Origin of the sequence: Mycoplana rhizolycopersici, from assembly GCF_013378445.1 — a bacterium.
GTDB lineage: Bacteria > Pseudomonadota > Alphaproteobacteria > Rhizobiales > Rhizobiaceae > Mycoplana > Mycoplana rhizolycopersici.
The window spans coordinates 343058-355648 of record NZ_JABXYK010000003.1 but is presented as its reverse complement, the minus strand read 5'-3'; the positions used below and the strand labels follow the sequence as shown (position 1 = coordinate 355648).

The 12591-nt window shown below is 60.6% G+C and carries 10 protein-coding genes; 1 reads left to right on the top strand and 9 read right to left on the bottom strand.

The window, feature by feature from the left end; translation table 11 throughout:
• Positions 1-211: 211 nt before the first annotated feature.
• The 9 genes from HV823_RS06955 to HV823_RS06915 form a co-directional block, all read right to left on the bottom strand.
• Positions 212-784: a transglycosylase SLT domain-containing protein gene (locus HV823_RS06955; protein WP_176948997.1), complete on the bottom strand. Its 573-nt coding sequence runs from the start codon at positions 782-784 to the stop codon at positions 212-214.
• Positions 714-2213, bottom strand: coding sequence for a flagellar hook-length control protein FliK (fliK, locus tag HV823_RS06950; RefSeq protein WP_176948996.1), 1500 nt, complete (start codon positions 2211-2213; stop codon positions 714-716). The genes HV823_RS06955 and fliK overlap by 71 nt, the downstream gene beginning before the upstream one ends.
• Positions 2210-3493 carry a chemotaxis protein MotC gene (motC, locus tag HV823_RS06945; RefSeq protein WP_246300952.1) on the bottom strand — a complete coding sequence of 428 codons (1284 nt, stop codon included), beginning with the start codon at positions 3491-3493 and terminating at the stop codon, positions 2210-2212. Before motC ends, fliK begins: the two co-directional genes overlap by 4 nt.
• 37 nt (positions 3494-3530) lie before the next feature.
• Entirely contained in the window at positions 3531-4685 is a 1155-nt protein-coding gene (locus tag HV823_RS06940; RefSeq protein ID WP_176948994.1) for a flagellar motor protein MotB, read from the bottom strand.
• Positions 4682-5251 (bottom strand): hypothetical protein, encoded by a 570-nt coding sequence (locus HV823_RS06935; protein WP_246300951.1) that lies wholly within the window; start codon positions 5249-5251, stop codon positions 4682-4684. Before HV823_RS06935 ends, HV823_RS06940 begins: the two co-directional genes overlap by 4 nt.
• A gap of 422 nt (positions 5252-5673) precedes the next feature.
• Positions 5674-6645 carry a flagellin N-terminal helical domain-containing protein gene (locus HV823_RS06930; RefSeq protein WP_176948992.1) on the bottom strand — a complete coding sequence of 324 codons (972 nt, stop codon included), beginning with the start codon at positions 6643-6645 and terminating at the stop codon, positions 5674-5676.
• A 345-nt stretch (positions 6646-6990) separates the two neighbouring features.
• A complete protein-coding gene (locus HV823_RS06925) occupies positions 6991-7926 on the bottom strand; it encodes a flagellin N-terminal helical domain-containing protein (RefSeq protein ID WP_176948991.1) in 936 nt (311 codons plus the stop codon).
• A gap of 246 nt (positions 7927-8172) precedes the next feature.
• A complete protein-coding gene (locus tag HV823_RS06920; RefSeq protein WP_176948990.1) occupies positions 8173-9147 on the bottom strand; it encodes a flagellin N-terminal helical domain-containing protein in 975 nt (324 codons plus the stop codon).
• A gap of 250 nt (positions 9148-9397) precedes the next feature.
• A complete protein-coding gene (locus HV823_RS06915; RefSeq protein ID WP_176948989.1) occupies positions 9398-10264 on the bottom strand; it encodes a flagellin N-terminal helical domain-containing protein in 867 nt (288 codons plus the stop codon).
• Between the two features lie 389 nt (positions 10265-10653).
• On the opposite strand from HV823_RS06915, the gene HV823_RS06910 reads away from it, so the two are divergent.
• The gene (locus tag HV823_RS06910; RefSeq protein WP_176948988.1) at positions 10654-12579 is read left to right on the top strand and encodes an O-linked N-acetylglucosamine transferase, SPINDLY family protein; all 1926 of its coding nucleotides are present in this window, start codon (positions 10654-10656) and stop codon (positions 12577-12579) included.
• Positions 12580-12591: the final 12 nt, after the last annotated feature.

The window sequence follows — 12591 nt, the reverse complement described above, 5'->3', positions numbered from 1 at the left end:
CAGCGGCAATTACATAAAATCATCCGGATTATTTAATAATTGATTAACCATAGGGGGGCGATTTGCACTAGATGTAGTAGGCACTCGCGAGGATTCGACTATTTTCTGGTGGAAAAGTTAACGCGCGACCGCGATCCGGACTTGCCAGCCACAAAGCGCGCGCATTGCCGCCACATTTGTTAAACGACACCATTATCAATCAACGATTGTATTATCGGCAGAAGGCGCGAGCGTTATTCGTCCAGCTTCCGTAGCCGGTCGCGACGAGGTTCGCGATCACCCGGCAGACGTAACGCTTCTGTGCCGGATCATTGTTCGGACCAGCGTGATAGCGTGCCACCGCCATCGTCCAAGTCTCGTGACGGTCCCTCAGCTCCGACAGAAAGCGTGCAGCATACTCGACGTTGCGGCGGGGATTGAGCATCTCCGTGGGCGAGGAAAACTCGGCCCCATGGAAATGATAATTGATCTGCATGCAGCCGAGGTCGATCAGCTTGGCACCGCTCGCGCGCGCCTGCTGGAAGCGCTGCAAGGCCTCGCGCTCGCTGCTTGCGAAATAGGCCTTGCCCTCGATGTTCAGTGCGTAAGGCTGCAGCGACCCTTTACGGCCGGTCTCCGTGAGACCGACCGAATAGAGGATGCCGGCGGGAATGTCGTATTTCGAAGCTGCCGCGAGGATCTCTTTTTCACAGCTACCGACCGCCGCCTGAGCGCTACAGATAGACGCCGCCAGAGCCGCGAGACTGGTTAGCGCCAGAAGAGCCGTCCGTCTGGCCGTAATCATGCGACGTTCCCTCGTTGAATGCCTTGGTATCCGCCTGACGGGCATTGCCGCCCTGCTGCTGGCTGCCGCCCTCGCGCGCCTGCTGTTGGCCGGAGAACTGTGCCTGCGGATCGCCCTGCCCCGTGCTGCCGCTGCGATCGGAGGAAGAGGTCATCTGGACGCTGATTTGGTCCACCGCAAAGCCATGGCCGCGCAGCGCCTTGATGATGGCATCCTGATCGTCGCTGAGATTGCGGTAGGCCTTGCCGGTCTCGACCTTCAGGTCGACCGTCAGCGCCTCGCCCTGAAGCCGCAGCGTCGCGGTGACCGTACCGAGGTCGATCGGGCTCAACTGGATCTTCAGCGTATTGACGACCTTGCCGGTCTTGTCGTCCTGCGCCGCCGTCAGAGCGGAGGCCAGCGTCGGATCGTGCGCGATGGCCGACGTTACCGCAGACGCATTGCCGCTCGGCGCGAGTCCGAGATAACGGCGCGACTCGAGGACCGTGACGGCCTCGATCTTAGCAGCCGGCGTACCCTGCTCCTTCACCGCCACGTCCCCGTTTCCGCCGATGGCGATCTCGACCGGCCGAGCCCTTCCATCGGAACGAACCAGCCGAAAGACTTGATCTGCATCGGAGCCTGCAGCATCGTCGACCGCCATGGCAGCGTCGGCGCTTGCGACATCATCGGCCGCCATGGCTGACGCTGTCGCAGCCTGCGGCGCGCCGGCGAGATGGGTCGATTGCGCGCGGGCGCGGCTGGAAGCTGCATCGCCAGTTTCGCCGCCCTTGATCGCTCTGGCCGGTAGATTGGCAAGCATCAGCTCTGTGACGCCGGCCTCAACGGAATTCACTGTTGCTGCGCTATTGTCGCCAACCTGCTGCTGTGCGCCCTGGACAACGACTGAAGCGGCAGCCTGCGCGAGTTCCGCACTCTGTGCCTGTTCGGCTATCGCCGGGGTGCCGGCCAGAATATCCAGAAGACCGTCATAACCGCCATCGATATCGGACCTGACGGGCTCATCCGAGGGCGTCTTGCGGTCGTCTGCGGGGCGGGAGACCGTTCCTTTGGTCTCCGCCGCCAATGCAAGGATATCGGCATCAGGAAGATTGCTTGCCGCTGCCTGGGCTGGAACCGTATCGACGATGTCGGAGGCGTCGGAGACGGTGCCGGGCAACTGCGCCTGCACCTCCTCCTTGCCGGCATCTGCCGCAAAGCGGCCCTGGATCGGGGTCGACGCGAGCGAAGGCAGCACGTCCCCGCCTGCCTTCGCGACGCCTTCCAGAATAGCCTCGCGCGTGATGGAGTTCTTGGCTCCGCCTTTGCCGGCGAGATTGTCGAAGGCTTCGGAAAATTTGCCGTCACCGCCGTCCGACCTGGATTTGGCTGCTCCATAGGAGCGCTTGCCATCGAGCTGGCTCACTAAATTGGTGTCGATGCTGCTCAACTGCCCTCTCCCTTCAGGAGTTTGTCGATCTCGTCCAGTTTCGACCGGCTCGTCGATACGAAGCTGTCGATTGCGGAATCGCCCTTCTGTTCCTGACCCTGTGTTTCACCGCCGACTGCAGCCGACTGCAGCCCTGCCGCGGGCGCTGCGGGCTCCGCCGCGACCGCCGTCGGGCTCATTCGTTCGTCTTCGCTTACGCTGTCAGTGCCGACGCTCGCCACGCCGCTTTCGGCAGGTGCCACCACCGGCACCTCATCGATCAGCACGGGCGGGCGCAAGACTTCCTCGGCCACCCTGCGGGCGGCTTCCTTCAGGGCACGGTCCTTGGCCGACAGGTCATCGTCAGGGATGGCGACAAGCTTCTCCATTACCGCGCCCACATCGGAGGAGGAGACGGAGACAAGCCCGGAATAAAGGTCTGCCAGCGTTCGCGGCACCTCTTCGCCTTCCGCAGTCAGATCCTGGGCGCGCTCCGACGCCATCGCGGCGAGCCGATCCTTGCCGGATATGGCCGACAGGCGCGCCATGCGCAGGTAAACCTCGCGCTGTCGCGGCGCGTCCATGAAGGACAGGATTTCCTGGATCTTATCCTCGCCGATCTCTTCGAAGTGCTCGGTGGCGAGCTTCACGAACAGATCCGCAAACTGGCTCGCATAGGGCGAACGCAGGAAGCGTCGCGCGTAGCGGCTGGAATAGAGAACGCCCTTCTCCACCATGCCGTTCTGCTCAGCCACGTAAATCGAACGGCGCAGTGCGGCTTCCTCGACAAGTGTACCCGGTGCAATCAGGCGCGCCCAGTCGAAATAGCTGAGCGCCAGCGTCGGATCCTTGCGCAGGACGGAATTGGCCGAAACCAGCGCCAGATAGGGGGCGATCTCGAGGTTCTTGTACTCGGGAAAGATCTCCGCCAGCGACTTCGTATTGGTGGCGCCGCGGCCGGTCACGTAGTTGCGCACCGCGGCGGTGATGCGCGGATCGAAGTGGCCGGAAACGTCCTTCTTCACGAGAAGTTCGAGCGTTTGCGGATTGCCCCCGCTCATCGCATAGACAAGCGCCGCGTCGACGTTGCGCGGATCGGCAAAGATCTTGGTGTCGGCCGTGCGCAGCCGCTCGTCGATCGTCGAAAGCAGGAAGCGCTGCATTTCCATCGCCGAGTGATCGCCGAGAACAACGGTGTCCTGCACATATTGCAGCGAACGGATCATCTTGTAGGGGGCAAGGTCATCCGGGGTCTGCGCATGTGCCGAAGCTGCGAGGCCAAGCCCCGCAGCAACTGTCATTCCATATATCTGGAGCCTTCGCCTCCACCGCATCGCGCTAACTCTCATTCGCCTGGACAAGGATCTCAATGCGGCGATTGGCATCGGCCATGGGATCTTCTGGAACCTTCAGCCGGCGATCGGCAAAACCGCTGACCTGGCTGACCCGCTTCTCGTCAAGACCGCCACGCACCAGCATGTAGTAGGCGCTTTGCGCTCGCGCGGCGGAAAGCTGCCAGTTGTCGCCATTGCCGCGGAAGGGCCGCGCGTCGGTATGGCCGCGAATGGCGATCGCACCGCCGCGTTCAGCAAGGATCTTGCCGATCTTCTCCATCGCGACGACCATTTCCTTCTTCGGCAACGCCGAACCAACGTTGAACATGGCCGAGTTCATCTGATCGGTCAGGCTGACCAGTAGACCGCCTTCGGCCGGCGTCACCGTCAGGCCCTCGGCGAGCTTGCCGAGCGTTCCGATGTTCTGGACGATTTCCTGCTGCAGTTTCTCGGCGTCGTCCGATGCCTTGCGCTCGGCCTCGCTCTGTTCCTTCGCAGCGTCCTCCGGATTTGCTTCCGCGGTCTCGGCAGCCTTGTCCTGATCAGGCTTGGAGATGCCTTCGCTGCCGGCGCTGGTTGCCTGGCTGATCTCCACCTGCTGGGTCCAGAAATCCGGATCGAAGGGGTCGCGATAGGCCTCGCCGCCGGCAGCACCCGTGGCCGGACCTGAATCGGCTGCGCCGCCATCGCCCTTGGCGCTGACATTGGCCTGCTGCCCGACTTCCTGCGCGATCTCCGAGAGAACGGAATACGGGTTCTCGAAGAAATCGGCCTGCGAATACTGCACTTCTTCGCCTGCGGTGGTGCTCTGGTCCTTGCCCTTCTCCGCACCCTCCGACTGCGCCTCCTTCTGGCCGTCGCTGTTGGATTTCTCCTGGGTGTCCTCGCCCTGCGCCTGCTTGCCGGGCTTCTTGAGCGACTTGTCGGCCGGCTTGTCGTCGGTGAGCTTGATGGGATTGAAGTAGGAGGCGACCGAGGCCTTCGTTTCCTCGTTCGCGGCATTGACGAGCCACATGACGAGGAAGAAGGCCATCATCGCCGTCATGAAGTCGGCATAGGCGATCTTCCAGGCGGAGGCGTGGTGTTCGCCCTCGTGGTCGCCATGGCGCTTGACGATGATGATCTCGTTCTTGCCGTTGTGGTGATTTTCTTCGCTCATGCCAGTACCCTGCGGACCGTGTCAGCCCAGGCCGCCATGCGCGTGACCAGGACCGTATCCCCGAATTCTGCCGAAAGATCGAGATCTGCCGCTTCCAGGTGGCGAAACAGCGGGGCATGCCCCTCGAAGTGCGACAGCAACATTTCATAGAGGTACGACGGTCCCTTCACCGTCACCACCAGACCTTCACCTTCCTGGCAGCCGCTGCGGATCATGGTGGCCAGATCGGCAACCGCTTTGCGGGTCAGGACCTCGTCCAGAACCGGCGCCAGCACGTTGGCCGCCTGGCTTGCCAGAAGGTCGGCCATCGTGTCCGACATCGCCGAAAATCGCTCGGCGATCATCGCTGCGGCCTGCTTTTCGTAGCTGTCGCGGAGTTGGGCGAGGCTCGCTGCATGCGCGGCCTGCATCGCCTCCATCTCCTCGCGGTGCGTGCGAGAGAGATCAGCTTCCGCCTCCGCCCTGCCCTCGGCGAACGCTTTGGCGCGCTCCGCCTCGACATCCACCTGCGGTTCCGGATCGGACAGATCGAACAGCGCTTCCGGTGCTGCGGCAGGTCTTCCCAAGGCTCCATCTCGCAAGAAAGGTGATTGCGTCTGACGCGGCGGGCTGAAATCCTTCAGATATCTTGCAAGCTGCAGGCTCATCGAACGCCTCCGCGATGCGCGTCTGCGACCGATGTGTACTGAACGCGAACAAACCGCCCGCGTCCCTGCCCTGTTTGCTGCCTCGACACTTTCATACTCTTCCACACCGCTGTCATGTCTCCTGGGACTTCGCGCCGATGGCGTCCCGTCGGCGCACAATCTTCCTGACTGCAGGTTGCGAAGCTAGAAGGTCAAACTTGTGCGAGGATGAATGTCTTGGGCCGCGCCAGGGCAAATCGCGCGGCCCAAGCGTCCGGAGTGCCGATGACCATGGCACACCGGGAGCTGATGCGGCCGATCGAAGGCAATGCGCCTTCGCTGCGACCGCGCGGATTGCAGCCTTACTGCCTGAAGAGCTGCAGGATGTTTTCGGAATTGGTGTTGGCAATCGAAAGCGACTGGATGCCGAGTTGTTGCTGGGTCTGCAACGCCTTCAGACGGGTCGATTCCTCGTTCATGTCTGCATCGACCAGACGCCCGACACCCTGTTTGATCGTATCGATCAAGGTGGCGACGAAGTTCTCCTGCATCTCGATTCGCTTCTGGATAGAACCAAGGCTGGAAGCGGCACTCGTCATTGCCTCCAACTGGCCGTCGATGAACTTGATCATCGCGTCCAGGGCATCTTCCTCGGTGGCGCCGGCGCCGAGCGCTGTCTGCACGCTGGCAAGATCGGTGATGTCGAGCGTTGAGACAGAGAAACCGAGAGCGGTGGTTCCGTCCATCGCTTCCTTGTCGAGAATGCCGAGATTGCCGCCGCCGAGGTCGAAGAGCACCGTCGAATCGTTCAGCGGGTAGTCGACCGTCGTCACGGCGACGGTGCCCGAGGAGTTGCGGATGAAGGATGCGACCACCTGCTTGGTAACGGTCGTCGCGACGGTGGCCGAGGCGCTGGTGCTGATCTTTTCCTGCAGCCAGTTCTCGCCGGAGAAGGAGGCCGATTCGGCAACGCTCTTGAGCTGCGCCTGCAACTGTTCGATCTCTTCCTGGATCTTTTCGCGGTCGTTACCGACGCCATAGGCGGCGACCAGCTTCGCCTTGATCTCCTGCACCGTCTCGATGGCGCTTTCCATCGCCGCATAGGCGGTATCGACTTTCGCAGCACCCAGTCCCAATGCGTCCTGAACGGTGGATAGTGCGCGGTTGTCGGACCGCATGGTGGTGGCAATCGACCAGTAGGCCGCGTTATCCGCCGCCGTTTCGACGCGCTGGCCGGAAGAAACGCGCGCCTGGGTTGTCTCGAGGCTTCTGTCAATCGTACGCAGGGTCTGCAGCGCTGCCATGGCGGCGGCGTTGGTCAAAATGCTGGCCATCGTCAATACCTTGTATGGGGGATGTTTTGCAGGCCGGAGTGAAAAACCGGCAACGGAGGAACCGCGTCATGCGCGCTGTCACCAACCGTTTTGCCCTGGGCGACAGTCCATCATTCTTAACAAAGGGTTAATCGGCAAATAGTTAACAAATGGTTAACGCCGTTAGGGATTTCTTAAGATCCTGCGAGCCGCGGATCCAAATCGCAAAATGCGCAAGCTTCACGCAAGCCGTCAGCAGGGCGCTCCACTGCCCGGCGACGGGAAACGAAAAATCCGCGGCTCCTTGCGGAACCGCGGATTTTTCCAGTCAGAGCGGGACGAAGTCGCCCCTAGCCAGGGCGCCGCTTACTGACGGAAGAGCTGGAGAATGTTCTCGGAATTGGTGTTGGCGATCGACAGCGACTGGATGCCGAGCTGTTGCTGCGTCTGCAGCGCCTTCAACCTGGTCGATTCCTCGTTCATGTCCGCATCGACAAGTCTGCCGATACCGGAATCGATCGAGTCGCTAAGCTTCGAGGCGAAGTCGGCCTGTAGACCGATGCGCATGGAAATGGAGCCGAGTTCGGCTGCAGCACTGGTGATCGCCTGGAAGGAGTCCTCGACCAGTTTTAGCGCTTCGGCCATGTTGACGGCAACGTAGGTGCCGGTGAATGCGGTGATGTCCAGCGTGTAGACGGAAAAGGTCGAACCGCCGGAGAAGGCCGTGGTCGTCCCGACGATGCCACTCGTCGCATCGATGCCACCGCTGCCATCGCCACCAAATAGCAGATTGCCGGTCGCCGCATCGTTGAGTGTGTAGCCGGTCGTCGTGACGGAGACGGTGCCCCCCGACGAACGAACGAAGCCCGAAACCACGCTCTTGTCGGCGGCGTCGCCGGCGATCCAGTTCTCGCCGCTGAAGGATGCCGATTCAGCAATCGACATCAACTGCTTCTGCAACTGGCCAATTTCTTCCTGAACCTTGGCCTTGTCGACGCCCTGCTCAGTGGCCGCGACGACCTTGGCCTTGATTTCCTCGACCACGTCCTTGGCGCTTTCCATCGCCGCATAGGCAGTGTCCACCTTGGCGGCGCCGAGACCGAGAGCATCCTCGACTGCCGAGAGCGCCTTGTTGTCCGAGCGCATCGTCGTCGCGATCGACCAGTAGGCGGCGTTGTCGGCTGCGGAGCCGACGCGCAGACCGGAAGAGACACGCGCCTGCGTTTCTTCCATGCTGTCGTTGATGGTGCGCAGCGTCTGCAGAGCAGCCATTGCGGCATTGTTGGTCAGAATACTGGTCATTGGAAAGGGCCCCTTCAACGGCTAGGTCTTTAAAAAGGGACATCCCGGTATCGCCGGGAACGATGGAGCGGCCTGATGCCTGTTAACCGAATCTTCGCCTTGGTTAACCCATCGTTTCGATGGCTCCAGATAATGCAATCATGGTTAACAAACCTTAAACGGAATTCTTCAGCAGGAAAAATAGCGAAGGCCGCGCTCCTTGCGGGGCGCGGCCTGCCAGTTCGAAATACCTGATGCTGTTTCCGATTAACGGAAGAGCGAGAGGATGTTTTCCGGGTTGGAGTTGGCGATCGACAGCGACTGGATGCCGAGCTGTTGCTGGGTCTGCAGCGCCTTCAGCCTTGTCGATTCCTCGTTCATGTCTGCGTCGACCAGTCGGCCGACACCGGAGTCGATTGCATCGCTCAGCTTGTTTGCAAACTCTTCCTGCAGATCGATGCGCATGGAGATCGAGCCGAGCTGCGAAGCAGCGCTCTGCATCAGCTTCAGACCGGCTTCGACCAGCGAGAGGGCAAGGCTCATGTCACCGTCGGTGTAGTCGGTGATGTCCATGCTCTGGATCGAGGTGCTTGCGGAGAAGTTCGCAGCCGTGCCGGTCACGCCGAGGTCTTCTGCACCCGTACCCAGGATACCGCCGCCGACGGTGCCGTCCGTGGTCTGGAAAAGGACGTTCATCGACGGGCCGCCGGTGGCGACGACGTCCGTCAGCGCGTATTCGGTCGAGCTGGTGAGAACCGTGCCGTCGGCGTTGCGGATGAAGCCGGAAACGACCGTCTTGGTGGCAGGGTTGTCGGCTGCAGTGTTGTTGCTGTCGTATACCAGCCAGTTCTGGCCGTTGAAGGAAGCGCCGTTGGCGATCGAAACGAGCTGGTCCTGCAGCTGCTTGATTTCTTCCTGAACCTTGGCCTTGTCAACGCCCTGCTCGGTGGCGGCGACGACCTTGGCCTTGATCTCGGAAACGACGTCGATGGCGCTTTCCATACCGGCATAGGCGGTATCGATCTTGGCGGCGCCGAGGCCGAGGGCGTCCTGAACGGCGGAAATTGCCTTGTTGTCCGAACGCATGGTGGTGGCGATCGACCAGTAGGCGGCGTTGTCGGCAGCTTCACCTACGCGCTGGCCCGAGGATACGCGACCCTGGGTTTCTTCCATGCTGGAGTTGATCGAACGCAGCGTCTGGAGTGCCGACATGGCTGCGATGTTGGTCAGAATGCTCGTCATAATTGGTGCCCCTAAAAGCGAAACGAAAAGAAAGGGACATTCCGGGTTTCACCGGGAAACGGCGGTCAGCGTTCATGCCTGCTAACTGGTTAATTTTCTTAGTTAACCCGCCGTTTCGATGGGCTAAGGAAACACCAATAAAGTTAACCAAGATTGAACGGGAAAAATAAAAATGAAAAAAGCCGCGCCCCTGATCGGAACGCGGCCTTCGATGTTTCCTGCGATGCGGGAGAACCCGCGCTCAATCCGATTAACGGAAGAGCGACAGGATGTTCTGCGAGTTGGAGTTGGCGATCGACAGGGCCTGAATGCCGAGCTGCTGCTGCGTCTGCAGAGCCTTAAGCCTCGTCGATTCCTCGTTCATATCCGCATCAACGAGGCGGCCAACACCCTTCTCGAGCGCGTCGCTCAGCTTGGATGCGAAATCGCCTTGCAGTTCGACGCGCTTGGACAGCGAACCCAGGGCCGAGCCGGCCGTCTGGAGTGAGTCGAGAGCCGTCTGGACGTCGGTCAGCATCTGTTCGAGGTCGGCGCCGGTGGAGTCAACGGTCCAGCTGTCAGCATAGATGTCGCCCAGGATACCGCCGGTGCCGGTGGTGTCGGTGAACAGCGCATTGGTAGAGGCGTCGTAGCTTTCGGTGGTGACCTTGACGCCACCGTCGGCGTCACGGACGAAGCCGGTGACGACGGTCTTGGCAGCGGTGCCATCCGGAACCAGCCAGTTTTCGCCGTTGAAGGAAGCGCCCGTCGCAACCGACAGCAGCTGCTTCTTCAGCTGGTTGATTTCTTCCTGGACCTTGGACTTGTCGATGCCTTCTTCGTTGGCCGCGGTGACCTTCGACTTGATTTCCGAGACGATGTCGATTGCAGCTTCGATACCGGCGTAAGCTACGTCGACCTTGGCGGCGCCCATGCCGAGTGCGTCTTCAACCGACGAGATCGCCTGGTTGTCCGAACGCATGGTGGTGGCGATCGACCAGTAAGCGGCGTTGTCCTTGGCAGCGCCAACGCGGTAGCCGGTCGAAATACGATCCTGGGTGGTCTCCATGTCGTTGTTGATCGAACGCAGCGTGGCGAGAGCCGAGAGAGCCGAAGAGTTCGTCATGATGCTAGACATTAGATTTGTCCCTTTTACGAAATACTATTGCTGGGGACATACCGGACTTAAATTTACTACCGGCTACTACAGATCGGCTTCATGCCACTTGGTCTCTATATTCATCCCGAGAAACCAAACCTGTCGTGTGAGGACGAATATCGGGCCCAATCCTTTCCCGCTCCTTAATTTCGACAGTAGGATTTTGCGGTCTTTCCCGCATAGTTAATAGATGTGAAGTTTATATGGTTAAGAGCGAAAGCTTATCTTGAATATAATTTTAACCATATTTTTGCCCCCCGGAATCGCCGGGCGACTGACCCGCGCAAGGTTCACCGGGTACGGTTCCCCGACCCATGTGCGGCGAGGCGCGATCGATCGCGAATCGCTGCAAACAGCCACCAGTTCGAATGGAGCACCCGCAGTTGAACCCGAAAGTCTCGTTTTCGATCGCTTCGCTGGAATACCAGAAGGGCGAATACCGACAGGCCCTGCATACGCTGAACAAGCTGCTCGACATCCAGAAGGACGGAAAGACCTATGCGCTGCTGGCGAAGACTTTCGCCAAGATCGGCCTGCGGTCCGATGCAGCCTCCATCTTCGAAGTCGCCGCGAGCTATGACGACGCCCACTCCACGGAGTACCGCAAGCAGGCGATGACCCTTCATCTCGAATGCGGCAACGAGGACGAAGCACTCGTCTCCGGCAAGCGGCTCTTCGAGAAGGATCCGAACGATCCGGACGTAGCTTTTGTCCTGGCGACAATCTTCCTGAAGCGCGGCGAACGCGACATCCTCGAAGGACTGAGAAAGCCGCTGATCACCAGTGGCAAGCCGGAGCACATAGCCCTGGCCGGTCAGCTGCTGACCGAGCACCTCGCCGACGAGAACAATTACCTGACGACCCAGAAGGTTCTGCAAGGCGCGCCCGGCAACACAGGCATCCGCAGCGTCTATCTCACGCAGGCGCGGGAGCTGAACGACTACGTTGCAATCGAAAAGCACCAGCCGCTGCTCGACAAGGCCTATGCCAAGGGCGATCTCGCAGATCTCTCCCGTGAACACCCCTGGTTCAACCTGAACTGGTGCGGCGACGAGAAGATCAACAGTCTGTCGCAGTACACGATCCGGGCCGCGGCGCCGGAAACGACCGCGCTCCGCCGGCAGATGCCGCATACATGGTCCGACAAGATCAGGATCGGCTACCTGTCCTCGGACTTCTGGGACCTGCACGCGACGATGAAGCTGCTGCGCAACGTGCTGGAGCGCCATGATCGCGAGCGCTTCGAGATCACGCTGTTCTGCTACACCCCTGCAAGGCTGCTGGAACGGAACACGGCGGATCGCAGCACATGGGGCAACGTCGTCTCCATCCTCGACATGTCCGACGAAGAGGCTGCGGCGACCATCCGGGCGCACGGGATCGACATCCTCGTCGAGATGAAGGGCCATACGAAAGACGCGCGGCCCGGCATCCTCAGCTATCCGACCGCACCGGTCCAGGTCGCCTGGCTCGGCTTTCCCGGATCGACGCTCAACGTCGATCTCGATTACGTCATCGGCGACCATTACGTGCTGCAGGACACCTCCAAGCCGTACTATCACGAGAAGTTCTGCCGCCTGCCGGACACCTACCAGCCGAACGATCCGGTCAACCGGTCACCGCTGACGCCGCACAGCCGCGCGGAACTCGGCCTGCCGGAAGACACCTTCCTCTTCGCCTCGTTCAACAACAATCGCAAGATCTCCCTCGAGGTCATCAATCTCTGGGTCAAGATCCTCAAGCGAGCGAAGAACAGCAGCCTGCTTCTCTTGACGACGTCCGAACGCTCGCGGATCAACATCGAGAACAAGTTCGAATCCGAAGGCATCTCGCCAAGGCGAATCATCTTCACCCCGAAGGTGAGCTACGAGCAGCACCTCAACCGGCTGCAGGCCGCCGACGTCGGCCTCGATACCTTCCCCTACAACGGCCACACCACGACGTCGGAGCAGCTTTGGGGCGGTCTCCCCGTCATTGCCATGAAGGGCACGAACTTCGCTTCGCGCGTCAGCGAAAGCCTCTTGAATGCCATCGGACTGCCGGAGCTGGTGACGGCCGACCCGTCGGCCTATGTCAAGGAGGCGATCGCCTGCTACGAAAATCCTGATCGGGTCGCCGGCTACAAATCGAAGCTGGCGGAAAACCTGTTGATCGCACCGCTGTTCGATTCCGAGCGGTTCTGCCGCCATCTGGAGACGGCCTACGAGACGATGGCCGATCGCGCCCGCAACGGGCTGGAACCGGATCACTTCGACGTACCCGCGCTGCCGCCCCGGACGACGCGCTTCCAGTAAGCGGCATATAGA